The sequence below is a fragment of the Nostoc sp. genome (genome assembly GCF_036918015.1).
In the GTDB taxonomy this organism is placed as follows: domain Bacteria; phylum Cyanobacteriota; class Cyanobacteriia; order Cyanobacteriales; family Nostocaceae; genus Nostoc.
Map to the genome: position 1 here is coordinate 99,718 of NZ_JBALEO010000031.1, position 26,406 is coordinate 126,123.

The 26,406-nt window shown below is 41.8% G+C and carries 21 protein-coding genes; 12 read left to right on the plus strand and 9 right to left on the minus strand.

Annotated features, from left to right (window positions below; all coding sequences use genetic code 11):
• Window positions 1-13 precede the first annotated feature (13 nt).
• Together V7K61_RS07375 and V7K61_RS07380 are read left to right on the plus strand one after the other, a co-directional pair.
• Window positions 14-1,378 carry a cytochrome P450 gene (locus V7K61_RS07375; RefSeq protein ID WP_335052301.1) on the plus strand — a complete coding sequence of 455 codons (1,365 nt, stop codon included), beginning with the start codon at window positions 14-16 and terminating at the stop codon, window positions 1,376-1,378.
• 273 nt (window positions 1,379-1,651) lie between these two features.
• Entirely contained in the window at window positions 1,652-2,227 is a 576-nt protein-coding gene (locus tag V7K61_RS07380) for a Uma2 family endonuclease (protein ID WP_335052303.1), read from the plus strand.
• Window positions 2,228-2,310: 83 nt separating this feature from the next.
• Here the strand turns inward: V7K61_RS07380 and V7K61_RS07385 are convergent, their stop codons facing one another.
• The 3 genes from V7K61_RS07385 to V7K61_RS07395 all read right to left on the minus strand — a co-directional run bounded on the left by V7K61_RS07385 (window position 2,311) and on the right by V7K61_RS07395 (window position 5,398).
• Window positions 2,311-3,546: a DUF445 domain-containing protein gene (locus V7K61_RS07385; protein WP_335052305.1), complete on the minus strand. Its 1,236-nt coding sequence runs from the start codon at window positions 3,544-3,546 to the stop codon at window positions 2,311-2,313.
• A gap of 120 nt (window positions 3,547-3,666) precedes the next feature.
• On the minus strand, window positions 3,667-4,371 hold the full coding sequence (gene ubiE, locus V7K61_RS07390; RefSeq protein ID WP_335052307.1) for a bifunctional demethylmenaquinone methyltransferase/2-methoxy-6-polyprenyl-1,4-benzoquinol methylase UbiE: 705 nt from the start codon (window positions 4,369-4,371) through the stop codon (window positions 3,667-3,669).
• Window positions 4,372-4,453: 82 nt separating this feature from the next.
• A complete protein-coding gene (locus V7K61_RS07395; protein ID WP_335052309.1) occupies window positions 4,454-5,398 on the minus strand; it encodes a response regulator in 945 nt (314 codons plus the stop codon).
• 309 nt (window positions 5,399-5,707) lie between these two features.
• On the opposite strand from V7K61_RS07395, the gene V7K61_RS07400 reads away from it, so the two are divergent.
• From V7K61_RS07400 to V7K61_RS07415, 4 genes are all read left to right on the plus strand, one after another.
• Entirely contained in the window at window positions 5,708-6,796 is a 1,089-nt protein-coding gene (locus V7K61_RS07400) for a RuBisCO accumulation factor 1 (RefSeq protein WP_335052311.1), read from the plus strand.
• Between the two features lie 703 nt (window positions 6,797-7,499).
• Window positions 7,500-8,273 carry an aquaporin Z gene (aqpZ, locus tag V7K61_RS07405; protein WP_335052313.1) on the plus strand — a complete coding sequence of 258 codons (774 nt, stop codon included), beginning with the start codon at window positions 7,500-7,502 and terminating at the stop codon, window positions 8,271-8,273.
• A gap of 525 nt (window positions 8,274-8,798) precedes the next feature.
• The gene (locus tag V7K61_RS07410) at window positions 8,799-11,321 is read left to right on the plus strand and encodes an ATP-dependent helicase (RefSeq protein ID WP_335052315.1); all 2,523 of its coding nucleotides are present in this window, start codon (window positions 8,799-8,801) and stop codon (window positions 11,319-11,321) included.
• 457 nt (window positions 11,322-11,778) lie between these two features.
• Window positions 11,779-12,501 (plus strand): hypothetical protein, encoded by a 723-nt coding sequence (locus V7K61_RS07415; protein WP_335052318.1) that lies wholly within the window; start codon window positions 11,779-11,781, stop codon window positions 12,499-12,501.
• A 128-nt stretch (window positions 12,502-12,629) separates the two neighbouring features.
• Here the strand turns inward: V7K61_RS07415 and V7K61_RS07420 are convergent, their stop codons facing one another.
• On the minus strand, window positions 12,630-13,169 hold the full coding sequence (locus V7K61_RS07420; RefSeq protein ID WP_335052320.1) for a GrpB family protein: 540 nt from the start codon (window positions 13,167-13,169) through the stop codon (window positions 12,630-12,632).
• A gap of 115 nt (window positions 13,170-13,284) precedes the next feature.
• On the opposite strand from V7K61_RS07420, the gene rpmI reads away from it, so the two are divergent.
• The 6 genes from rpmI to V7K61_RS07450 all read left to right on the plus strand — a co-directional run bounded on the left by rpmI (window position 13,285) and on the right by V7K61_RS07450 (window position 18,141).
• Entirely contained in the window at window positions 13,285-13,482 is a 198-nt protein-coding gene (gene rpmI / locus V7K61_RS07425; RefSeq protein WP_335052322.1) for a 50S ribosomal protein L35, read from the plus strand.
• A gap of 19 nt (window positions 13,483-13,501) precedes the next feature.
• Window positions 13,502-13,858, plus strand: coding sequence for a 50S ribosomal protein L20 (gene rplT, locus V7K61_RS07430; protein WP_335045399.1), 357 nt, complete (start codon window positions 13,502-13,504; stop codon window positions 13,856-13,858).
• 12 nt (window positions 13,859-13,870) lie between these two features.
• Window positions 13,871-14,686 (plus strand): transporter substrate-binding domain-containing protein, encoded by an 816-nt coding sequence (locus V7K61_RS07435; protein WP_335052324.1) that lies wholly within the window; start codon window positions 13,871-13,873, stop codon window positions 14,684-14,686.
• 83 nt (window positions 14,687-14,769) lie between these two features.
• Window positions 14,770-15,294: a tetratricopeptide repeat protein gene (locus tag V7K61_RS07440; protein ID WP_335052326.1), complete on the plus strand. Its 525-nt coding sequence runs from the start codon at window positions 14,770-14,772 to the stop codon at window positions 15,292-15,294.
• 174 nt (window positions 15,295-15,468) lie between these two features.
• A complete protein-coding gene (locus tag V7K61_RS07445) occupies window positions 15,469-17,451 on the plus strand; it encodes a primary-amine oxidase (protein ID WP_335052328.1) in 1,983 nt (660 codons plus the stop codon).
• A gap of 120 nt (window positions 17,452-17,571) precedes the next feature.
• On the plus strand, window positions 17,572-18,141 hold the full coding sequence (locus V7K61_RS07450; protein ID WP_335052330.1) for a peptidylprolyl isomerase: 570 nt from the start codon (window positions 17,572-17,574) through the stop codon (window positions 18,139-18,141).
• A gap of 370 nt (window positions 18,142-18,511) precedes the next feature.
• Here the strand turns inward: V7K61_RS07450 and mutS are convergent, their stop codons facing one another.
• The 5 genes from mutS to V7K61_RS07475 form a co-directional block, all read right to left on the minus strand.
• Window positions 18,512-21,127, minus strand: a complete 2,616-nt coding sequence (mutS, locus tag V7K61_RS07455; protein ID WP_335052332.1) for a DNA mismatch repair protein MutS — start codon at window positions 21,125-21,127, stop codon at window positions 18,512-18,514.
• A gap of 252 nt (window positions 21,128-21,379) precedes the next feature.
• Window positions 21,380-21,856, minus strand: a complete 477-nt coding sequence (locus V7K61_RS07460; RefSeq protein ID WP_335052334.1) for a tellurite resistance TerB family protein — start codon at window positions 21,854-21,856, stop codon at window positions 21,380-21,382.
• Window positions 21,857-22,128: 272 nt separating this feature from the next.
• Window positions 22,129-23,517 carry a hypothetical protein gene (locus V7K61_RS07465; protein ID WP_335052336.1) on the minus strand — a complete coding sequence of 463 codons (1,389 nt, stop codon included), beginning with the start codon at window positions 23,515-23,517 and terminating at the stop codon, window positions 22,129-22,131.
• Window positions 23,518-23,970: 453 nt separating this feature from the next.
• Window positions 23,971-24,348 carry a hypothetical protein gene (locus V7K61_RS07470; RefSeq protein WP_335052338.1) on the minus strand — a complete coding sequence of 126 codons (378 nt, stop codon included), beginning with the start codon at window positions 24,346-24,348 and terminating at the stop codon, window positions 23,971-23,973.
• Window positions 24,349-24,351: 3 nt separating this feature from the next.
• A partial coding sequence (locus tag V7K61_RS07475; protein ID WP_335052340.1) for a CHAT domain-containing protein occupies window positions 24,352-26,406 on the minus strand: 2,055 nt, incomplete at its 5' end.

A 26,406-nucleotide genomic window follows, 5' to 3' on the forward strand; every position in this document is an offset into this window, starting at 1 on the left:
GAGGTACTCAAATATGCGGCAGCTAAAATCAGCCGAGGAAATGCCTGGTAGTTATGGCTTGCCCATCTTGGGGGAGACTTTAGAAATATTTCGGGATTTAGAACTGTATCTATGGCGACGATTCCAGCAGCATGGTTCAGTTTTTAAGACGAGTGTCATGGGATACAAACGTGCTTATCTAATTGGCCCTGATGCTAATCGGCTGGTGCTGGTAGAACAAGCTGAAAATATGTCGTCGCGGATCGGGTGGTATTTCTTAGAATCAACATTTGGCAACAATATTTTATTACAAGATGGGGAAGAACATCGCCTAACTCGTCGCTTGATGTATCCAGCATTTCACGGAAAAGCGATCGCTACATACTTCGACACCATTCAAAATATTGTGCAAGACTTCCTCAAAGATTGGGGAGAGCGAGAAACGATTCCCTTAAATTCTAGTTTCCGCCAGCTTACTCTGATAGTTGCGACTCGCCTGTTTTTGGGAAGTCAGAACAAGAGCGAAGTTGAGCAAACCAGTCAGTGGTTTACACAACTGATAGATAGCAGTATGGCGATATTGAAATGGAATGTCCCTTACACTTTATATGGTCGCGGTCAAAATGCTAGGGGTAAATTAGTGGCTTTCTTGCGTGAAGTAATCGCCCAACGTATGGAGCAAGGTAACTTAGAAGAATCAAAAGATGTGTTGGGATTACTTTTAGCGGCTGTTGATGAAGACGGTAATAAATTGAGCGAAGCACAGGTAATCAACGAAGCATTACTACTGCTGTTTGCTGGACATGAAACTACAGCCTCCTTGCTGACTTGGGTAATATTTGAATTAGGTAATCACCCAGAATGGCGAGAACGACTGCGCCAAGAACAATTAGCAGTTGTGGGAGATAATTCTCTTAGCTTGTCCCATCTCAAACAACTTCCGCAGTTAACCAACGTACTAAAAGAAGTAGAACGGCTCTATCCGCCAGTGTATGCCTATAACCGTGGAGTTCTCAAGGATATTGAGTATGGAGGCTATCGCATCCCTGCTGGTTGGTTTGTGACTATTTCGCCAATGCTGACTCACCGTTTACCAGAACTGTACACCGATCCCGATCGCTTCGACCCCGATCGCTTTGCACCACCTCGTGAAGAAGATAAGAAGCATCCTTTGGCACTAATGGGTTTTGGTTATGGTTCGCACAGTTGTTTAGGTATGGAATTTGCCCAGATGGAAATGAAAATCGTGCTTTCCACACTGCTTCGCCATTACGACTGGACAGTAAAACCGGATTATTCTGCGATCGCTCCAGTTCGTCAACCTTCTAAAGTTAAAGATACTCTACAAGCATATATTGAGCCTTTGATGATAAAGCATCCCTTGAAGAGTCAAACATAAAATCTTTGATGAAACAAACCGATTTTCCGCATCTAGCATGAAGTCATAGGTATTTAGAAAATCAGACTGCCACTTTTCAGGCTTTTGGCAAATTGTGAGTAGAAGGTGAGAGAAAAAACATCAACTCTCATCTGCTCTTATCAGACGGATAACGGTGAAACAAATTTTTACATGATTAGAAATAGCTTTCTAGTAAGCATGGTAATTGTTATATGGTTAACATATTAGGTTAACCCAATGCTACGCTACAGTTAGAAAGCTTAAGAGGCAATTATGACTGCCCTGATTCTGAACCTCAGCCCTACCATTGAATTAACAGATGAGCAGTTCTTCCAACTGTGTCAGAATAATCGAGATTTGCGACTTGAGCGCACGGCAGAGGGAGAATTAATTATTATGCCACCAACTGGATGGGAAAGCGGAAATCGAAATAGTAGACTTACACAGCGTTTAGGTAATTGGGCTGACGCTGATAGCACAGGTTTGGCTTTTGACTCTTCAACGGGTTTTAAACTCCCCAATGGTGCAAATCGCTCTCCAGATGCATCCTGGGTCAGCCGGGAGCGATTAGAAGCCCTTAATCCAGACCCTGCTAAATTCCTACCGCTTGCTCCCGATTTTGCGGTAGAATTACGCTCTGCTTCAGACAGCTTAAAGACTGTGCAACAAAAAATGCAGGAGTACATTGATAACGGTGTGCGTTTAGGATGGTTGATTGATCCGCAAAACCAACAGGTGGAAATTTATCGCCCAGGACAGGATGTTGAGATTCTGCAATCGCCTACTAGCTTATCAGGAGAAGATGTATTACCAGGATTTGTGCTGAATTTAGCACAGATTTTGAGTTAAGCGATCGCTCAATTCCCCTCACTTCATAATTTGACGAAATTGCAACTATAATTTGACAAAAATTTACAGTTACAAAGAAACAATTAATATTGACTTAATATTAAAAATACCGTCTGCAATAACCCGATAACAAAACCTAAAACACCACCTAAAGTCACAATTGCTTGCAATTCATTTTTCACAATTCCTTCAATGGCAGCTTCTAAATCAGCCGGTGAAGTTGATTTTACACGGTCAACGATCACTTCATCTATCGATAAAATTGGAATCGCCTGTGCCACAATTGCTTCTAAATCTTTTTCCAAATATTTCTCTAAAATTAGAGCCAACTCTTGACTCATTACTTCTAAAGAAGTACTGACAACTGGTGAAGCACTAACACGATTCAGCAGCACGACAGCAATATTTTCCCAATCAACAGAATCAGTTAATCCTTGTAAAAAATCGCTGCCACTATTTTGTAGGTAATGACGGACACTTTCGCGGGTGGTTTTTCGGAGTTGACGAACCGTCCCCATTGGCAAGTTTTGTAATGATAAATTTTGCAGCAATTTCCGAATGCGATCGCGGATCTGCAAATCTTGAGTCAATTCCTGCAAGCGACTATTAGCAGCCTCTTTTTCATCCAAACAAAAAGTTCGTAGGCGTGTAAGAGTATTACGTAAGCCAAACAAATTTGCTACTACCCAATAAGTCCCACTGGTTTTTTCGCGGAAGCCTTCATCGATAATTTGAATAGTGCGATCGGTCAAAAAATCAACTATCGTTTGGCGGAGCAGATCCGGCGGTAAAACTATTTGCAACAACCAATCAGCAAGCCGCGTAGCTTGTTCTTCACTCAGTTGAAATTCCAGCAATATCTGGTCAAAAATTTGATTGATCTGGGCTTCCAAAAAATCTTCACGCCGCGCTAAAACCTTGAGCAATCGTGGCAAAGATTCCCCTAGTAAATCCCGCAAAATTCCCGCTACAATTTTGGCACTTTTCTCGTTTTTATCTGTTTTGATTTGTTCAATTGCTAACCGCAACAACCAGAGAATTGCTGATTGCACGCGTTCTGTTTGCAACAAACGCCGTGCCAGATTTTGCAATTCTTGTGGTGTCAATAGCGACCCCATGATTGTATTAGAAATGTTCTTAGCCAGACGTTCCTGATTGCGGGGGATCAATCCAGGGGTGAAGGGTACTTTTCGTCCAGCGATATAAATTGCTCGGTAAGGACGGAACAACATTTTGATGGCTATATCATTTGTGAAATAGCCAATAATTCCACCCAGTACCGGGGGAGACACATAAAGCCAAAGATGAGACCAGTCCAAGGGAAGAATTTAAAAAGTTAGGGGGTTAGAGCTTAGAGTTAGAAGTTAGGAGTTAGGAGTTAGGAGTTAGGAATGATAAATTTTAAATGAGAATTTATCACTACTCATAATCCATAATTTTTAACTAATAACTCCTAACTTACTAAGCACTAGCACTCCCATCATACCGTTCGCAATGGGGTAGTGTGTGGCAACTGCAAAACCTACTTGATGAGCTAACTCTATTTGCTCTTTGCCAATGGGAAAGCGATCTAAGCTGGGACTGATGTAAGCATATTCTTCTTTTAAGCCTAAATAACTGGCAACTGGCACTACAAAACTGTCCAGATACAACTGCTGAAAGGCGCGTAGCTGAGGATTACTCGGTCGATGAAAGTCTAAAATTGCGGCTTTAGCTCCCGGCTTCAAAACCCGGTATAGCTCTTGGAGACTGCGGGGAATATCTTTAACATTTCTTAAACCATAGCCCATTGTTGCGGCATCAAATTGGTTATCTTCAAAGGGTAAATTGAGGACATCAGCTTCAACCCAGCTAATAGCAGGTTGGGGGTACTGCCAATGTGAGCGTTCTTTAGCTTTTTCTAGCAGGTTTTGGGAAAAATCCACTCCATACACCTGTCCTGTTGCTCCGATACGCCGTGCCAAACGTAAAGCTAAATCACCACTACCGCAACATAAATCTAATGCAGTATCTCCTGGTTTAGCTGCACTCCATTTTACTGCCATTTCTTTCCAGATTCGATGCTGTCCCAGACTCAACCAATCGTTTAATTGGTCATAAACTGGAGCAATACGGTTAAAAATGGACTGAATTTCGTTAGTCATTGGTCAATAAGTCATTGGTCATTAGTCATTTGTCATTTGCCAAGGATAAAGGACAAATGACTAATGACAACTACACAATACCTTAATGAGAGTGACTACTAGTCAGAGCGATCGCTACCAGTTGCGCTGATAAATTAATTAGCACCAATTCATCTTCTCGCAAGGTGCAAGGTTGTTTCCACTGGAGCGACAATACACCCAAAAGTTGATTGCGGTAGCTAATTGGGATGACTAAATGTGCTTGCACACCCGTATTTTGGTAGTGAATCGCATCAACTAATTTAGTGTCTTTAAGTACATTTAAGGAAAGTTGCATTTTTCCCGTAGCGATCGCTTCCCTGGTTAGTGGGTCTTGAGATAGCCAATTTTCTATTGTACCTGTATCGCTGTAAGTTCCTTGAGTTGCAACTAGAGTATTTCCATCTGTAAGTTGTAAAATACAGCCGTCTGCCCCAAAAGTTTCACTCACAGCCCTAGCAATGGGAGCGAGGGTTTCTTCTAAGCTAGAAGCGGCTTGAGTTACCTGTACTAAAACACTCAACAGTGCCATTTGAGCATGAGCGCGGCGTAATTCTTCTGTACGTTGCTTGAGCAAGTCGTAGGTTTCTGCTGCTCTTTGCACCACTGCCTTCAGTTCCCCTGGGTCCCAAGGCTTGGTGATATATTTGTAGACTTGCCCAGCATTAATTGCTTCTACCAAGTCTTCTATATCAGTAAATCCAGTGAGAATTATTCTGACTGTATCGGGAAACTGAGGTACAGTCTTACTGAGAAACTCAGTCCCTTTCATTTCAGGCATCCGTTGATCGGAGATAATCACCGCTACCTCCCCTTCTGTTGCCAAAACTTGTAGAGCGTTCACCCCACTATCAGCTTTCAGAACATTAAAGTCACGTCGAAATGTGCGATAAAGTAAATCTAGATTATCTGGCTCATCGTCAACTACTAAGATTTTCAGCTTTTTTGGTCGTTCGAGAGTCATAACTTGAGATTGGACTTTATCAATTTCGAGATTGGGTTTATCCATAAGATTTTCCTTTAAATATTCACTCTCTTGTTATATTCCATACCAAGTTTAGTTGAGAATAGCCGAAGAGCGCCAAGGGTTTATACGGAGTTATTTTGCATATTTGAGAACGCTAATCGTGAGCGCTACACAGGAAATTTGCCTGCCCAAATATCTGAATTAAAAAATGTTGCGCTATAAAAACTAACTAAATCAGCAAAACTATGGCAGTTTTGATCGTGGATGAGGTGTCGGTCTGGGTATAGATTAGAATAATACTTGCTCATGAGGTGTTAATTAACCTCTCAAGTTGAAGCTTGCACTCCGATTATGACTGATTTACCACCCAACACTCAGAATCCCGAAGATAATCCTACAAACGATGTAGCACAAGAGTTACTGCGAAGACTGAGGCAAAAACAAGGCAACTGGGTGGAATGGGGAACCGCGATCGCCTCGTTGCTAAAAACCGGTTTCAACCCCCAAGAAATTTTTGAGGCGACTGGATTTGAGCCGATTCAACAAAATCAGGTGGTTGTTGGTTCTCAAGTTTACAATTCTTTAGAAAAGTTTGGAGTATCGGCAGAAACGCGATCGCACTATACTACACGTGGCAGCGATGTTTTATACGAGCTACGTTTACTTACTCAAGAAGAACGCGCCGCCGCCGCCGAACTAATCTTTGTCCACAATGTTGATGCTGATGAGGCACGGGATATAGCCAAAGCCCTGAAAGAGTTCTCTTATCACCGCACTTTACCAGAAGGGTTTTCTGCCCATCCTGGGGATGCTGTTGCTCACCAAGTTTGGAAACTGGCACGCCAAAATGCAGATTTACAACAGCGATCGCGCCTAATCGCCAAAGGTTTGCGTTTTGCTCATACGCCAGGTGCAAGGCAAAAAATCGAACAACTACTGACTGATTTTACTACCGTTCCCCAGCGTCCAGCGCCAATTTTACCGTTTTACCGCCTGGAATTTGAAGAACAGTTACCCCGAATCTTGCCCGTGGTAGGAGAGTTGCCATTATCACGGCAAGACTTGCAAGCTGTGCCTGTAGTCACAGAAATTGAACCATTTCGGATGGTCAAGTTTTCTGGAGAACAAGCTTGGATACCTTTACCAGGTTGGCAAGTGCTATTGGCAGCAGAAGATCCAGTAGTGATTTTGGCGAATAGCGATCGCTTCCCCATCCAAACCCAAAGCCAAACAGGGCCAGTTGTAGTTGTGATAGATCGTGCCCAACGAGAATGGGATGCCTCTAGCTATTTTGTCGTTGAAAATGGTAGTGAATTAGATTTTCAATGGTTTGAAACTGAGCCAGAAATTCCTCTATTAGGACAAGTTATTATCATTGTGCGTCCTAAGAAAATTCTGGATGAAGAATTAACTAAGGATTCATGGCAGATTGACGAATAAATTCGATTTTATACGAGCTAACTGCGTAACACTCCCACGCCAGAAGGTTTGGGAGTGTTGGAGATTAAACTAACTGGAGCAAAAGTATCAACACGGTTGAGTTGCAAAAAAAATTGTAGGTTGGGGAGCCACAGCGCCCTTGCGGCTTCCCCGCGTTGTAGCAAGTGGCGTTGGAGGCTTTGCGTAATCTAACATCCTGATATATGTTGGGTTGCGCTCCGCTACACCCAACCTACGTCTAATGCACAATTTTTTTTGCTCGCCACGGCACTACATATACTTAGATTTTTTCAGGAATCAAATCGGATTCCTATATCAACACGGCTGAGTTAAGGAATATTGTAGGTTGGGTTTAGTTGTTAAACCCAACCTTTTTGGTCATTTGTTGGGTTTGTCTTGATACCATTACTAGATAAGCAAGCTACGCATTTTACGGTTTTTGAAGCTAAGACCAACCGTATTGCAGCAACCATATTATGAGATCAAAATTATTAAAAAATTAAGTATTTTTCCGGTTATTTGGAATTTTACTGTATTTTCATATTTTATCACCACAATGAACTATTGAGAAAAAAATTCCTATTTTTTTCAATTTAGTTTCATCACAAAATAAAGGCAATAGATTTTCTGTTGACAGCAATGACTTAAACATTGTGTAACGTAACTATTGCTCATTTGTAGCGGAACAAGGAATTTTCCAAAAATGTCTCTCACAAAACGTTGTTTGGCAGAATTTATCGGCACATTTTGGCTTGTTTTAGGTGGCTGTGGTAGTGCTGTTCTAGCCGCAGCCTACACAGCAGATGCTGCAAAAATCAGCGAGAATACTTCTTTTCCATTAGGGATTGGATTAGTAGGTGTATCTTTGGCATTCGGGCTTACTGTCCTCACAGGGGCTTATGCTTTTGGTCATATTTCTGGTGGTCATTTCAATCCGGCTGTTTCCTTTGGACTGTGGGCAGGTAAGCGCTTTCCGGGATCTGACTTACTACCTTATATCGCCTCTCAAGTAATCGGTGCAGTTGTTGGTGCGGGCATTATCTACCTGATTGCTAGCGGCAAAACTGGATTTACCCTAACTGGCTCCAACCCACTGGCTACCAACGGTTACGGGACTCATTCTCCAGGTGGTTACACACTGTTTGCTTGCTTGATTAGTGAAGTTGTGATGACTTTCATGTTTCTGCTGATTATTCTGGGTGTGACTGATAGCCGCGCTCCTAAAGGATTTGCACCACTGGCAATTGGTTTTGGACTGACCTTGATTCACCTAATTAGCATTCCTGTAACCAATACCTCGGTTAATCCTGCGCGTAGTACTGGAGTTGCCCTATTTGCAGGTGTAGAACTCTTTTCACAAGTTTGGCTGTTCTGGATAGCTCCGATCTTGGGGGCTATTTTAGCAGGATGGTTGTACGCAGCCATCTTTAGTGAATCAACTGCGGATGAACGACAAAGTATCAAAGAACTAGTCTAACTTTCTTAACAATCCCCTAACTGAACAAATTAACCAAATGTTATATGTTTAGTCAGGGGATTGACATAATATTATCTGATATAAACCTCATCTATAGGAATCCGGTTTGATTTCTGAAAAAAATTAAGTATTTGTAGGGTGCGTTATGACTTTAGTCTAACGCACCAAACCCTTGAAAATGGTGCGTTACGCTTCGCCATAACACACCCTACGTGTTGTTCAAAAATCAAATAGTAATCCTATATGTTGAAACCTAGAGTTTTTTAAAAGATATATTTATGTAGGTTGGGTGGAGTGAAACGCAACCCAACATTACCACCAAATTTTATGTTGGGTTACGCGATCGCTGCACCCAACCTACAAAACTACGGTTCTCAAGGTAGACGAGGTTTAGCTCGTGTCCTAGAATAATTAGGGCAAAAACAGTGGAGTAATTTATTTAATAATTTGGGATTAGAATCACCGAAGATTATTCATATCTGTGGTTTGGGCATTAAATTCAATATCTATTTAAAATATATAAATATGTCCGACTCTAAATTTACTGCTCCTGTTGTTCAAGAATTACTTGATTCAGAATTGTCTGAGCGATCGCCTATTCCTTCTTTGCAAGAGAAGATTCTCGCAATCCGCAACAGTCTCCGCCCTGGACAGCAGCAAATGGCTGATTGGCAATCTGGGCCTTTGGCTATTTCAGCTGTTCCTGGTGCAGGCAAATCTACTGGGATGGCAGCGGCAGCAGCGATCGCGATCGCTCGTCAATATGAGCGTTCATCTTACCGCCGTCAGTTGGTAGTCGTTACTTTTACTCGCTCCGCTGCTGCCAATATTAAAGCGAAGATTCGTAAATTTTTACGAGATGATTTATCTCTACCTCAGACAGGATTTTTTGTCTATACCCTACATGGTCTAGCGTTGAACATTGCCAACCGTCATTCTGATTTGTCGGGTTTGCAGTTAGAAAATGTCATATTAATTACACCAACCCAAAGTCACCGCTTTATCAGAACTGCTGTAGAACAATGGATTACAAATAATCCAGATGTATATTTGCGGTTATTGGAAGGTCATCAATTTGATGGAGAAGAGACAGAAAGGTTGCGTCGTCAATCGGTGCTGCGAACAGAAGTATTACCGGAATTGGCTAATACAGTAATTCATGAAGCAAAAAGTTCTGGGATATCGCCAGAATTGTTGCGGGAGTGGAGTAAACAAACCACAGACGAATATGCAATTTTGAGCGTAGCGGCGGGATTGTACGAGCAATATCAAAATTTGATGCGATCGCGTGATTTTATCGATTACGACGATATGATTTTAGCCGCACTGCGCGTTTTAGAAAACGACAGTGCCCGTCACATCGAGCAAAACCAAATATTCGCCGTCTTTGAAGACGAAGCCCAAGATTCTAGCCCTCTTCAGACGCAGCTATTGGAAATTTTGGCAAGTAATCGGGAATATCAGCGAGAGAATTCTTCACTCCTAACTCCCAACTCCCCACTCCTAACTCCCAACTCCCCACTCCCAACTCCCAACTCAGCACTCCCAACTCCCAACTCAGCACTCCTAACTCCTAACTCAGCACTCAGCACTCAGCACTCAGCACTCAATTTAGTCCGAGTTGGCGACCCCAACCAGGCGATTAACTCTACCTTTACTCCAGCCGATCCGATTTATTTCCGGCAATTTTGCGAAGAGTGCGATCGCATCGAACGATTGGCAACGATGGATCGAGCTGGTCGTAGTACTAGAATTATCATTGAAGCTGCTAACTTTGCCCTCAAATGGATCAATAATCAGTGGTTAGCAACAACCAAAACCAACAACAAACAACAGACTCTTGACAACCGACAAGTACCGTTTCGCTTGCAGACAATTCGCCCTGTGGAAATTGGCGATCCGCAAGCTAATGCCAACCCCGCACCCGTAGGACAAGGATTAGAACTTTATACACCGCGCGATATTCATCACACCATTGAATTGTTATCTCAAAGGGTGATTGAGTTATTTGGTGAAGATCCAACAAAAAATAGTGCCGCGATTTTAGTCCGAGAAAATCGCCAAGGACGCTGGTTAGCAGAAGCTCTGACACCTCTGTGCAAAGAGCATAAAATTACACTTTATGATGTGGGAGAACGCGATCGCCGTTCCCATGTTCCTCAAGAAATTTTGGCATTATTGCAATTTTGCGATCGCCCCCACTCCCCCGATTACCTCAAAGCCGCCCTAGAAGCATTAGTACAGCGCCAATTAATTCCTACCCAAGACCTCAACGCCCTTGCTAGTCTTCCAGAAGAGTTTTTGTATCCTGGCCCCCTAGCAGCACCCCAGCCAGAAACAGTACAAAAAGCTGCCCGCTTGTGTCGCAATTTACTTCGCGCTCGTTTGGAATTGCCTCTTTACCAGCTAATTTCCTTTCTCGCCTTGACCTTAAATTATGACCAGGCAGAATTAGCAACTGCTGATAAACTTGCAGAACGGGTAAACCAGCAGATAGCTGGCAATAGTTCGATGGGAGGAATGCTGTCAGCTTTAAGTGAAATCGTTAGTTCCGAACGTTTTGAACCAGTGGAAACCGAGGATTCGGAAGAACGTTATACCCGTCGCGGTCAACTGACGATTATCACTATGCACAAAGCTAAAGGGCTAGATTGGGACTATGTATTTCTTCCCTTTCTCCACGAAAACTTGATTCCTGGCAGATTTTGGGTTCCTCCCCAAAGCCAATTTTTAGGCGATTTTACCTTATCAGAAGTAGCCCGCGCCCAAATTCGCGCTACTCTCCACGAAGAATCTGTCATACCGGATGTTAGTCAGGCATGGGAGGTGGCAAAAAATTTGAAAACATCTGAAGAGTATCGTTTACTCTATGTGGCCATGACACGAGCAAAGCTTCTGTTGTGGATGTCTGCGGCGCAGAAAGCCCCCTTTACTTGGAGTAAACCAGACAATTTACAAGAACAAGCGCCTTGTCCGGTATTTCCAGCATTAAAACGCCAATTTCCTGAATGTGTGGTGAATTTAGCGGCAATGAGCAAACAAGTATAAGGGGTGGGACATTGGGCATTGGGCACAAGAGGCAGAGGTGCAGAGGAGCAGAGGAGCAGAGGGGCAGAGGGGAAAAACTTGCTGTAAATTACCCCCCTCAATCCCCCCGATGTATTGGGGAGAAGCCGGAAATCTAGTTCCCTCCCCAATATATCGAGGAGGGTTAGGGTGGGGTAAAACCTTGGTTAATCAGCTATTTCAGACTTGTGTGTACACCGTAGCCCACTCTTTATAAGGAAACCGAATTAAGAGTGCAACGTCAAACAAATTATGATTCAATTGCGATATTATCCCAATACTTCTCGGTTAGGCATTTTTAATTCGGAATCGGGTTTTGGGAAAAGGTTACTGAGTTTGGGTTAAAGCTTTTTTCTTTTCCCTTTCCCCTGCCCCTTATCCCCTTAACCGAGAAGTATTGGATATTATCCGTTCAATTTTTAACAATCAATATATATATATGAAATCAATCATCCAAGCATCTGCTGTAATTAAAAGCACCTTCCAGTCACCCAGAGGAATTTTCTTGACGCTGGTGTTGACAAGCTTGCTATCTTGTGGATTTGGACTCATTGAAAACAATTCTGCTGGGGCTATTCCTTACCCAGACGCTACTCAAATATCCCAATCGCAAGTAAACGAGTTACCGAAAGCGATCGCTAATAAAATTTTACGAGATGCTTCTAGGCATTCCGGCTTGCGTAAACGGGAATTAGAGATTACCCAAGTCACATCAAAAACCTTTAGTAATCCTTGTGTGTTCAAATTTGGAGAAGTTTGTACTAGGGAATACAACCCCATTGAAGGCTGGGAAGTAGTTGTCAAAGTCCGTCAAGATTCGTGGACTTACCATGTAGATCAATCTGGAAAGCAAATAATTTTAGATCCCAAAGTGAGTACTTCACAAACATTGCCGAAGGCGATCGCAGATGCAATTTTGAGCGATGCCTCAAGCCGTTCTGGGGTGGAAATTACTGATTTAAAAATTACTCAAACTACACCAAAAACCTTTGGAAATCTCTGCCAATTCAACTTTGGCGAAGTCTGCACCCAGCAGTACGATCCAGTGGAAGGATGGGAAGTGATTATCAAGGTTAAAGAACAATCTTGGACTTACCATGTGAATAAATCCACTTCGCAAATAATTTTAGATCCCAAAGCCAACGCCACTGAAAAAAGTTAAATAATAAACCTCTTGCATAAATCTAAAATCAAAACCCCACCCCCAGCCCCTCCCCGCAGGCGGGGAGGGGAGAATTTGACGTAAGTCAAAGGCGGGGTGGGGTTCTTTTTTTGATTTATGCAAGAAGTCTAATGACTTTGGCTTTTTCCCATATCCTCACACCGTGCTTTGACCATCACAGCACGGATATAGTCATTTTTAGCATTAGTATAAGCTTCGCGATCGCTCCGAAAACTCGCCGCCAAATCGCGTTTTAGAGTTTCGTAGCGTCTGGCTTCTTCAGGATGCTTTCTCAGATAGTCGCAAAATAACTTGCGCTCCCAAAATTCGCTGTCAATCTCGACTATGTGAATATGATGAGTACGTTGCTTTCCGTATGGTGGCATTCCTTTAACAAAAAACATCCGTCCAGGACGCGGATCTTCATGCCAATAAACGTATCCCAAGGATTCTAAAGCCAAAATAGCAGATTTTGCATCTACTAAGAAACGCACTCCCACCATGATGTCAATAACTGGTTTGGCTGCCATTCCTGGTACTGCGGTACTACCAATATGTTCAATTTCCACAACTAAGTCATTGCCTAGTGCCTGCCAAATCCGCTCGGCTTCTTCTGCAAACAAAGTCGCCCAACGTGGATCATATTCAACTATATTGACCTCATCCATAAGTGAAGCTAAGTTTATCTACAGCGATCGCCGTTGGCTAAATCCTTTATTTAATTGCAGTTATAGGAATTTTAATAGTATATAATAATGGATCGTGTCGAATCAAAGCCAGACCATGCCTAAACTAAAGACTCGTAAAGCCGCGGCAAAACGATTCCGTGCCACCGGTAGCGGTAAAATCGTCCGTCGTAAAGCGTTCAAAAGCCACCTTTTAGAACATAAAAGTTCTAGCAAAAAGCGTAGCCTGCGTCAGAGTACCCTTGTACACGAACGCGACGAACTTAACGTGCGCTTGATGCTCCCATATTTGTAAGTATTTTAGGAAATAAGTTATGACTAGGGTAAAACGCGGTAATGTAGCTCGCAAACGCCGCAATAAAATTCTCAAACTAGCTAAAGGTTTTCGCGGTTCCCATTCAACTCTGTTTAGAACTGCTAACCAACAAGTGATGAAGGCGCTACGGAGTGCCTACCGCGATCGCAAAAAGAAGAAGCGCGATTTTCGTCGCCTCTGGATCGCCCGCATCAATGCTGCTTCCAGGCAACACGGCTTGAGTTACAGCCAGTTGATCGGTAACTTGAAAAAAGCTGAGATCCAACTAAATCGCAAGATGTTGGCGCAATTGGCAGTCCTCGATCCAGCTAGTTTCGGCAAAGTTGCTGAATTGGCACTTCAAGCTAAAGGATAAAGGTGGTGAGGGATGTATAACAGATGTAACAGACGGCAAGCAATTACTCGGTTACATCTGGTATTATCCGCCACTATCTTTTGGCTTTTTTGCTTTTCTCTAGTAGGGACAGGATTAACTGCATCTGCTGCCGAAATGTCAGAAATTCAGCAGCGGGGCTATTTAAATGTTGCCGTGAAAGATAACTTGCGTCCCTTGGGATTTAAAGATGCCAACGGAAATTTGCAAGGCTTTGAAATTGACTTGGCCAAGCATTTGGCAGTTGACTTGGTTGGTAAAGCCGAAGCTGTAAAATTTCAACCTGTAGCGAATCGCGATCGCCTGTCTGTAGTTTTAGACAAGAAAGTTGATTTTGCGATCGCTAGAGTCACAGCAACCGAGTCACGCGCCCGCATAGTTAGTTTCAGTGTTCCCTACTATTTGGATGGCACTGTATTAGTTACAAAAGATGCCTCTGTACAGCAGTTGAGCGATCTATCAAAACAAAAAATTGCCGTACTCAATAACTCCAGCACTATTGCTCAAGTGCGGTACTATGTGCCAAATGCCGAGTTAGTAGGAGTGGATTCCTATAAAGAAGCGCGAGAGAGAATAGAAAATAATGCCGCAACAGCTTTTGCCGCAGATGCTAGTGTTCTAAGCGGTTGGGTGCAACAATATCCTCAATATCGGTTACTGCCAACAAAATTATCAACTGAACCCTTATGTGTAGTAATGCCCAAGGGATTGCAGTACGATGAGTTTAGACGAAATGTGAATCAGGCGATCGCTCGTTATTTAGAAAAAGGTTGGCTCCAGCAACGCTCTCAATATTGGGGTTTACCGTAAATTGGTCATTGGTCATTAGTCATTAGCAAATCACAAAGGACAAATGACAAATAACAAACTTTATAATATTTGTATTTGCAGTAATGGATAACAGTCTAGCCGTTGTTTATCTCTCAATTTTGGTGGTTATACTCACAATTGCAGCCGTGAGTGTGTTTCGCCAGATTTTCAAAACTCGCAAGGTTGAAGGCTCTTTTGCAAAATTGCGAAAGAAATTAGAGAAAGAAAAGGGTACGACTCAAGAATATTATGAGTTAGGCAGTATTTATTCAGAGAAAAAAATGTACTCTCAAGCGATCGCGCTATTTCAAAAAGCTCTCAAAGCTGCTGAAGAAGAGGAAGAAGAAAATATCGCCCCAATTTACAATGGGCTGGGTTATATTTATTTCACCCAAGAGCAATATGATTTAGCAATTCGTCAGTACAAAGAAGCTCTCAAAGCTAAACCAGACTACGTGACAGGATTTAATAATCTCGGTCACGCCTATGAGAAGAAAAAATTAACTACTCAGGCGTTACAAAGTTACGAAGAAGCACTCAAATTGGCTCCAAATAACCCTATTGCTAAACGTCGTGCTGAATCTTTGCGTCGTTTGGTTTCTGCGTAAGATAATGTCCAGGTAATTAAGCATAATACCCGGAACCCCACCCTGCTATAGCTGTGCATTAGCAGGGTGGGGTTATTTTATTATAATTAATTTTGCTTTAGCCGCTTAATTTATCGGTTTTCAATCTTAGGTTTGGAAATAGGTAACTATAAGTCTTTTGTAAAAATGTAAAAGATGATTAAGCGGCTAAAGCGTTTTTTATGGCTATCTATTGCGATCATTTCCATCATTTCTATCTCAATCGGATTAATGGAAACATTGATGGCTCAACAGCCTTCGATTTCCCATCCTCTCACTTCATTAACTGAGGTAGAAATTAGCACAGCTGTTTCGGTCATCCATAGAGAAAAAAATTTGAGCGAAATGGCAGCTTTTCCTCTTATTGCTTTACAAGAACCAGATAAAGAGGAAGTTATAAATTTTACACCTGGGAAAGTCTTCCAGCGAAAAGTTTTTTTGGTAATCTATGAACGTTCAGAAAACAAAACCTTTGAAGGTATCGTTAACCTGAGAAGCAAAACCTTAAGTTCTTGGAAAGAAATACCGTCTGTTCAACCTGCGATCGCTAATTCAGAATATGAACTAGCAACTCAGGTAGTTAAAGCCGATCCCCGATGGCAAAAAGCGATGCAAAGGCGAGGAATTACCGATTTCGATCGAGTTAAAATCAGTTGGTGGGCCCCAGGAATTCTCAGCGAACAGGAAGAAGCAACAGGTAATCGTCTTTGTCGCGGCTTATCTTACTACAAAGGGAAAGGCTGGAACTATTACGGTAGTCCCATTGAAGGAGTGATCGCAACAGTCAATTTGAACACGGGGAAAATTGCTAGTTTTGTTGATAGAGGAAACGTCCCTTTCTCTAAAGAAAACTGGGATTATGATACCAAATCCTTGGGCAAATTACTGTCACCACTGAAAGCATTAAAGATTCTCCAACCGAATGGTAGAAGTTTCCAGATCAAAGACAATGAAATTAGCTGGCAAGGTTGGAAGTTTCGCTATTCAATGCATCCTCGTAATGGATTAATGCTCTATCAAGTGACGCACAAAGACGGGGAAAGTATTCGACCAGTTTTATACCGCGCCAGTCTTTCAGAAATGGTAGTACCTTATGGTAATCCTGAGCCTACTTGGTCGTTCAGAAATGCCTTTGATGTTGGAGAATACAACTTAGGTTTACTAGCAAATACGATGGAATTAGGTAAAGAAATTCCCGAAAATGGCTTGTTGCTAAATGCTGTATTTGCTAATGAGCAGGGAGAACCTTATCAAATACCAGGGGTTATCGGTATCTACGAACGCGATAACGGAATGCTCTGGAAACACTATGAGTATAATACTCAACGTAATGATGTCCGTCGCAGTCGAGAATTAGTGATGAAGATGACGGTAGCCATTGATAACTATGATTACAGCATCAATTGGATCTTTCACCAAGATGGGACTTTGGAAGTCCAAAATGAATTAACGGGTATCGTATTGGCGCAGGGAACGGCTGCCCAAAAGCAATCTGAGGATGATTCCCACGGTAGGTTAATTGCTAAGAATATCTTCGGAGTAAATCACCAACACTTTTTCAATTATCGCCTAGATTTGGATGTCGATGGTCAAGCTAATTCCGTGATGGAAATGAATGTGAAAGCTTTGCCGATGGATGAGAAAAATCCTTTAGGAAATGCGATCGCACTTTCAGAAACCCCACTAGCCAAAGAAACGGCGGCTGTGCGCGATTTGGATATGAAAAGCAGTCGGGAATGGATGATTGTTAGCGCAGACAAAAAGAATACTCTCGGTGCTGCGCCAGGATATATGCTGATGCCTGAAGGAAACTCGATATTTTTCCCTGTGGAAGGCTCAAAAATCCGAGAACGGGCAGAATTTGCGACTCATCACGTGTGGGTAACAAAATATAAACCTAGTGAACTTTATGCTGGGGGCGATTATCCCAACCAAACTCAACCCGGACAGGGTTTACCAAAATATATCTCAGACAATGAGTCTTTGCTGGGTGAAGATATCGTACTGTGGTACACAATGGGCGTAACTCATATTCCGCGATCGGAAGATTGGCCGGTGATGCCTGTTCACCGAGTTGGCTTTAAGCTAGTCCCTAGAGGATTCTTTAGCCGGAATCCAGCGATCAATTTACCTGAGTAAAATATTTGTTGGCTCAAGTTTCCTTCCTTCAGGTTTTTTGTCATGTCTAAAGGCAGTAACTTGAATGCTGATAAACTTATATAGGTCAAATACAGGCACTTGTTAAAAGTAGGATATCTAATGAGCTTTCCAGAAATTAATATTCCCGGTGATGGCAAGCTGCACGCTCGCTTAATTACTTCCTTGGGTGAAATTGTAGTTCGTTTGGAAGAAGAGCGAACTCCTAACACCGTCAAAAATTTTGTCGGTCTAGCAACCGGAACAATCGACTGGAAAGACCCTAAAACTGGTGAATCTGGTAAGGGAACTCCAGCTTACGATGGGGTTCGCTTTCACCGCGTCATCCCTGATTTTATGATTCAGTGTGGCGATCCTCTAAGCCGTTATCTAGATACAGCCAACCGATGGGGTACTGGTGGCCCAGGATATCAATTTGAAGATGAGTTTCATCCTGAATTGAGACACACTGGTGCAGGTATCCTGTCGATGGCTAATGCTGGACGCGGTACTAATGGTTCGCAATGGTTCATTACAGAAGCACCAACGCCTCACCTTGACAACAAACACAGTGTTTTTGGTGAAGTTGTCCAAGGTCTAGATATAGTCAAGAAGATTGCTAATGTGCCTACAACTAGAGATCGTCCGAATCAAGAAGTGGTGTTAAAAAAAGTAGAAATTTTTAGGCAGTAATTAACACTTCGGTTTGTAGTACACCTGTAGGGGCATAGCACTGCACTGCCCATTAGTGTCTACTTTTGCCAAAAATAGCTTAACTGTTGGCTTCCTCGCCCACCAGGGAATTTATTCCCTGGCTAATAGCTTAAGTCTACTGAAGTAGACTGGAGATTTTTGGCAATATTTAGTCATCTTCAGATGACTTTAGCTATGAGGCGGGAATTTCAATTCCCGGCGGACAAGCGGTTTCGCGTTAAGTTGACACCAATGGGCACTGCCGTGCCCCTACACCTCGTGATATAATATTATACCGCATCTGAATGGGAACTGCTATAAGGACTTTAGTGCTGAGAAAATAGCACTAAAGTCCTTACTACGAACTTGCTTACCCATCGAGATTTTGCAGTCCCATCGCAATCTTACTGTGTTTTTCAATTTGCCCCATCACTTGTTTTGCCCGTTGAATAACTACGGCTGGTAAACCCGCCAATCTTCCCGCTTCAATTCCATAAGACTTATCAGCACCTCCTGGTTGAACTTGGTGCAAAAAGATAATTTGGTCGGGTAATTCTTTCACTGTCACCTGATAGTTAGCCACATTCGGTATAATGCTAGCCAGTTCATTTAACTCGTGGTAATGGGTGGCAAAAATTGTGCGTGAACGAATATCAACTGCTATATATTCCGCCACCGCCCAAGCTATAGAAAGACCATCAAATGTTGCTGTCCCGCGACCAATTTCATCTAATAGTACCAGCGACCTAGATGTGGCATGGTTGAGAATATTTGCGGTTTCATTCATCTCCACCATGAAGGTAGATTGACCAGTTGCAAGATCATCTACTGCACCAACACGGGTAAAAATGCGATCGCATATTCCCAATCTGGCAAACCTAGCTGGTACAAAACTACCAATCTGCGCCATTAACTGAATCAATCCCACCTGCCGCAAATAACAACTTTTGCCACTGGCATTTGGCCCAGTCAGAATAATTAAGTCAGGATTGTCATTTGTCATTTGTCCTTTGTCCTTGGTCATTTGTTCTTGGTCATCTGCTAATGACTCTTGACCTAATTGCGTCGAATTCGGCACAAAGAACCCCGCAGGTAAAGACTGTTCCACTACCGGATGACGACCATCAACAATGTTAACCTCCCTTCCTGGCAACATTTCGGGATGACAATAACCTTGATGCACCGCCAACTCAGCCAAACCACACAACACATCCGCCGCCGCCACTGCACGAGACAGATTGCGAATTACTTCCGCCTCTTGTGCTACTTCTTCCCGCAAAGCCGTAAAAATCTCATATTCCAACTGATTTAAATCATCTCGTGCCGTCAGAATCCGGGCTTCCCGTTCCTTCAAATCTGGGGTGATATAACGTTCCTCATTAGTCAAGGTTTGCTTGCGGATATAGTTAGCGGGTACTTGGTCAGCTTTGCTACGGGAAATACTGATATAGTAACCAAAGGTTTTATTAAATCCTACCTTCAGTGTGGAAATTCCTGTCTTAGCTTTTTCATCAACTTCCAAGTTGGCAATCCATTGCTGGTCTGCTTCTACAGTCGCCTTTCTTTCATCCAACAAGGGATTTACACTAGGGCGAATTAATCCGCCTTCTTTAATTAGTATGGGTGGCGACTCTACAAGATGCGCGTGTAACTTTTGTGCCAATTCTTCCAACACACTTGGGACTTTCTGCAAAGCTTTCAGGAATGGAGAACGTGTCTCAACTACTAAGTTGGATAATTCCGGTAAACGTGAGAGGGAATCTGCCAAAGCTACTAAATCTCTAGCATTCGCTGTACCAGAACCCGCCCTTCCTGTAAGACGTTCCAAATCATAAATTTGGCGTAATAAATGCCGCAAATCTTGACGCAGGGGCGTATTTTCCATCAATTCTTGGATGGTATCTTGCCGCGCCCGAATGCCTTTAATATCGAGTAGGGGTTGCAACAACCACCGCCGTAAAGCCCGCCCACCCATTGCTGTACTAGTTTTATCTAACGCCCAAAGTAGGGAACCGTGAAAAGTGCCATCTCGAACGGTTTGGGTAATTTCCAGATTACGGCGGGTTTGATTATCAACAATTAGGTAATCGGTGACAGTGTAGCTGCGGAGTCTCTGGAGGGTGACAGGGTTTTCTTTTTGAGTATCTTCCAGGTATTCCAGAAGACCACCGGCTGCACGAACAGCGAGAGGAAGATGATCGCAACCGAGTCCTTCGAGCGATCGCACCTTAAATTTCTGCAATAATCTAGGTCTAGCTTCACCTTGGGAAAAGGGAAGTTGCGATCGCAAACTATAACAAAATGATGGTGGCAAACACTCAGGAAGATGTGGCGAAGTTTCTCCCGGACGCAGCAAACTCCCTAAATCGGGCGCATTTGTCGGCACTAACACCTCTGATGGTTGCAAGCGCATTAATTCTTGGGTCAAGTGTTCTAAATCACTACCTTGAGTGGTAAGAAATTCCCCTGTGGAGATGTCTGCATACGCCAAACCCCAATGATTTGCGGCAATTACTACTGCTGCAAGGTAATTATTGCGACTAGATTTTAGCATTCCTTCTTCTAGCAAAGTGCCGGGGGTAAGGATGCGCGTTACTTCTCGCCGCACCAATCTCCCAGCAGCTTCAGAAGCATCTTCAACTTGGTCGCAAATTACCACTGCGTACCCTTTTTCTACTAGCATCGTCGCGTAGCGTTCCCAAGCGTGATGCGGAACACCAGACATCGCCACCCGTCCCTGTTCTCCAGCTTGCTTACTAGTGAGGACTAATTCCAATTCTTGCGCTAGTTTTACGGCATCTTGGAAATAGCATTCAAAGAAATCTCCTACCCGATACAGCAATACCGCGTGAGGATATTTATCCTTCGTCTCGACATAATGCAAGTACATTTGACTTAGCTTACTGCGATCCACCTGTAGATGGTCAGAAATAAAAGTACTTGCATCGGGCTTGTTAGATGGAGTTTCGGAGTGAGAGGCGGTCATAGATGCTATCGAGTTACGCACGGAAATTCCACAATATCCGATGATAACGTGATGTGAAAGTTGAATGGCGATCGCTCAAGGATATTTTACCTTTATCTAAAAAATGTTAATTTTGATACAATGCAAAATTCCCAACTTCTTCATGAAGTCGGGAATCTGAACAGCTTAACCCAAACAAAATTATTTCATATTCTAAATTTAGCAACCCCAAATTAAAGATGGTAGATGACTGAGATTGCAAGTCAAAAAATATTACTCCTCTTCTTCCTCTTCTTCTTCTTCTTCTTCTTCTTCTCCAAACACTGAGTCTATAAGTTCTTGTGCGCGTTCGTCTGAAATATTTAAGGCTTCTTGAAGTTCAGAGATATAATCTTGTTCTGCTTCGGGTACTTCTTCGTCAATCCCTACTACTAAGATAGCTGTAATATATGCAGCTTCGCGATAACCTCTATTAGGTAAGGATTCGATGGACTGGGCAATTAAATCTTCTGGTTCTTCTTCTTCAATCAAGCTGACGACTTTTTCAGTCAATTCTTCAAAGTCTTCTTCAGAGTAATCTTCAAATAAGTCAACCCGACCGAGAAATTCACTTAAGGCATATTCTTCCGTGGAAGAAATACCTTCACCATCAGCCGCAGCAGAAAACAACCCCAGAATTGCGATCGCAACTTCTGGTTCTAGAGCAACTGAACTAATACTACGGCCTTTGGGCAACTTGCGTTTAGACATAATTATCCTCTAAAAGTTACGTGATATTTCAGGAAGTAATACCTTGTGGTGTATAATTCTTCCTCGATTTATGATTCCCAAAATAATGCAGAAATATACATTGGGATGAATCTTTTTTTCATAAAAAATACGCAGATAATATATTTATCTGCGTATAAAAACGGTTAAGTTGTCTTGAGCGATGAGGTTTTTAGTACTTGTGTAAGCCACCGTAGCCTAAAGGGATAGCTATAATACCGTGTTTATAAGAGTTCGTTCTATCATTTCTCTATTTACTTCTTATCTCTAGGATGATATTGGCACTGAGTTATCAGCCAACCTATGCCGATAAAAAAGAATGTAAATAAAACACTCAACAATAAAGATGCGTAAAGGGGATGCTTTTGTACTATCGGGAGATTAATTTTATCAATATGTGTTGTGAATACGCCAGAGGCGATCGCACCACCGCCAAAGCCTATACCTAGTAATTGGATTTTGTTTTCTAGGGAGCGATCGCGCTCAGTTTGTTCTGTTTCTACTATACCTCGAATAGTATCAACGAATTGTCCAAACAATTCTTGACCTGGAGTCAGATAGTTAATATCTGTTTGGATTTGTTCTTGCCATTTCTTACAGTCTTTATTAATAAAATTTTGCCAAGATTGGGGGCTATTCCCGCTATCAATAGTTTGAATATTCTCTAAACAAATTCTGTAATTAGTAATATTAGTAGTAATTGCTGTGTGGTGTGTTTGTAAATCTTGCAAGCATCTGGTATAATCAAAACTTTTTGTGGGGATTTCTCCCATTAGGCTTTTTAAGCCAGATAATTGTGTTTGATTTTCAGATATCAGGTTGTTAAATTTTTTGATTTTATTTTCTAAATTACTATAAATTGTTCTCGCTTCTCGATAGCGTTGACGAGCTAATTGATAAATGTAAAGTATTTTATGGTAGCTACATAATAAATTTAGCAACCAATTATATGCTTCTGCTGCAAGTGTTGCTGTTGCAGCTTGACTATTATTAATGACTATTAAAATATGGCATTGTTTGGCAGGATTATCTGGTTCGTCTGGGTCAAGTGCTTGATATTCAAATAAAAGACTACCAAACAGTTTTCCTTGTTGTGTTCTTACAGGATTTAAATTCGTGCCAGCTACTAAGGCTATGGCTAATTTTTTAGCTAGTGTATCACAATCTTCAGTTGGATCTACTTCTCCATAAATCGATAATGTTTGTCCTAAAGATGCTTGAATATTAGATGGTAGTAAGGAACTTGGTTTAAAATGTTGCAGTTGTGGTATGTCTATGGAAATGTTTGGTGATTCTGGAACCAAAGTTAAATCAACTGCGTAGGTATCATTAAGCAAGAAAGGCTGAAGATTAGCATTAATTTTAAAGCCTTCTGTTGTGGGGAGACTACCCAAATCTAAATCTTGAGCATCAATTAACCGTTCTGGTATTCTTCCTATTTCCCGCTTGGGATCGTATATATTATTTTGATAACAAATTAACTTTGAGCGTAAATCTTTCAACCCAACAAAAGTTAGCGAACTTTCACCCACTTTCACCAGATTTTCCCACAAGAGATTAGCATCTGTCACAACTTCACCGGGAAGTTCAGTTAGGGTGTGGCGGAGATGAAAAGCATAGAGGCTGAGGCTGAAATTCTTCACTATTTTGGCTAAGATTTTTATTGTAAATTGTAGCTTGGGTTAAGAGGATGTTTGAAAAGTCATGATTGATGTATAAAAATTTTTTACCCCACCCTAACCCTCCCCTTATAAAGGGGAGGGAACTGGATTTTATTGTTTCCCCCCTTTATAAGGCAGGGCTGTTTCATTCCATTTCAAACAGGATTTGTCAAGATGGTTAGCAAGAAAATTGTCAGTAAGGGTGACGATGAGATGAACATTTAAGCACTTAAATATCAGTAAAATAGTTCGTTTTATCGACACGCTGGTAACAAAATAACCAATTTAAAATTGCTAGAACCCTTGATTTTTAAAGCTCTTTGGGGAATGAAACAGCCCTGCCTTTATAAGGGGGGATTAAGGGGGGTGATAATTCAATTAAAATCACAACATACTACTTTTCAAACAACCTCTAAGCGAAGCTACTAAAATTTTTCATGGTTTTGGTTGTGGTTTTTTATCATCAGACAAAGGAGAATTGTTTTTTATGGCGTTATCTACAAGTTCCTTTGATGATTCACTAGGTTGATTGGCTGGAGTCTGTGATTTACTATTAGCTATTCCTATGTTTGCACTTACATTAATAGGTAATTTATCAGTGATTGATTCTAGGTTTTGCTTGTAAGCTTCTAGAACTTGATTACGGGATTTTGATTGCAACCAATTCTCTAGGATTTCTACAATTTCCTCATTGTCTTCTGGTAACTGACTCGATAGTTGCTGCAATTCAGTCCAGTCTTGAGCCGGAATCAATTTTGATTGAGAGTCAAGCACTTGAATAAAAGCTTCGATGCTATTTCTAGAAATTGACATTTTCTAAACTCCTTTACCTATATTACAAAAAGCAGCCCAACAAAAAGGTGATTCAAACGGTTTGGTTAAGGAATTTTCATGATTAGCAGCAAAGTATTTCTTTAAATATATCTTGTAACCCCAACTTAGTGAGGATTTAATCAGCCAATCTTGAAAGCCTTTGACTGTCGTATCCCTTAACCAACGTTGTGCTGTATTTAAAGCTAATACAATATTATTTTGCTGCTGTAGTTCTTCGTAAAATTTCATCATCAATAAAGCTGTAGCTGTTGCACTGACAGTCCAAAGGCTACTGACTACATTGGTGCTACCAGCTAACAAAAATCCACTGGGTAAACCAATGTATTCATCACTCGTGCTTGTCAAGTCGGTCAAACCAGTTTCGCAAGCAGAGAGAGTGACTAGGCGACAGTTTTCTAGTTTAAAGTAAGTAATGATATCTGCTAAAGTCAGGTTCCCATCAGCTAACTGTAAACCAGAATCTTGGGGAGAGGCAGAGTTAAAGTATCCATGACAGAAGAAAAAAGCACAGTTAGCTTTCAGCAATTTTTCATTTAGTGTAACATTGTGAATATTTTCATTAATGCCGAGCAGAATTGCTGACTTTTTAGCTTGGTTTTGCTTCAAAATATTAGGATCGATAAACTGTTTTTTGATGGCTGCGACTGCTCCTAAATCTTTTTCGTAGCCTTGATATAAATCTTCTGTGGGGTTTTGGATGGCAAATAAAGATTGAAAGTCAGGACGTTGACGCAGTTGGATTTGTTGCAGAAGTTGACAACTGGGTGCATAGCCTACGCCCTTGGGGAATAAGTCAATTAGGTATGATTCCCTGATAGGTAAAGCATGGAGAGGAAACAGGTGTAAATAGCGATGAGGAATAAAGATTAATCTGTCGCATTGTTTGGGTACTTGGTCTAAGATTTCCTCAATATGCAGAATTTCTGCTAACTTTTTTAGGCGTTCTTCTAGCTGATTCTGCCATTGGATTTTATCTTTGTGTTGCGGGTTGTAGTAGTCAATCAAATATTCATTTGTCCAATCGATTAAAGCATCTAAGTCTTGTTGACTAGAATGCCAGATGGCTGGCTTGTTGTCGCTGGTGATAATGAAAGCGCGAAAACAATCATAAAAAAGATACCATTCGATGATTGCAGTTTTGTTATCTAAGAGGTTTTGAATTTCTCTAAAATTGATGCTGCTACTAACTAAAGGCAAATTTTCTGGATTTGTTAATGTTGCTTTGGCTAACAGTTCTACTAAATTCCGGGTTTTGCTACGTTCAATATATTCTATTGCCTCAGTGTCTCTTGCCAATACTAGGCAAACTTCCACCATACGTTTATAAAGTTGATTCCATCCTTCCGCTTGTTTCCGCTTGGCTTCTTCGCCGGAAACAATATCTCCGCGCAAAGCTTCGACTGTAGCAATGGCAGAAACTAAGGTATTGTAAGCTGAGTCAAATAGTTTTTCGTCTTGGTATATGCTGCCGAGATTTGACAAAGTTTCTGCATTGTTTTGGGGAAAGGCGCTGCGGGTATATACTTCCAGAGCAGCAGAATAAGCAGCGATCGCTAATTCAATATTCTCGGCTCGTTCTCCTTTTATTCTCTCACCGTAAGCATTCCCCAAATTATTTTGCGTCATTGCCCAATCAACAGGAAAGGCGCTGCGGGTATATACTTCCAGAGCAGCAGAATAAGCAGCGATCGCTAATTTAATATTCTCGGCTCGTTCTCCGAATATTCTGTCACTGTAAGCATTCCCAAGATTATTTTGCGTACCTGCCCAATTTTGGGGAAAGGTGCTGCGGGTTCTAACAGACAGTGCTTGATTATAAGCAGTGATCGCCTTTTCAATATTATCGGCTCGTTCTCCTTTTATTCTCTCACCGTAAGCATTCCCCAGATTATTTTGCGTCGTTGCCCAATTTTCAGAAAAGGCGCTGCGGGTGTAAACTTCGAGTGCTTGATTATAAGCAGTGATCGCCTTTTCAATATTATCGGCTCGTTCTCCTTTTATTCTCTCACCGTAAGCATTCCCCAGATTATTTTGCGT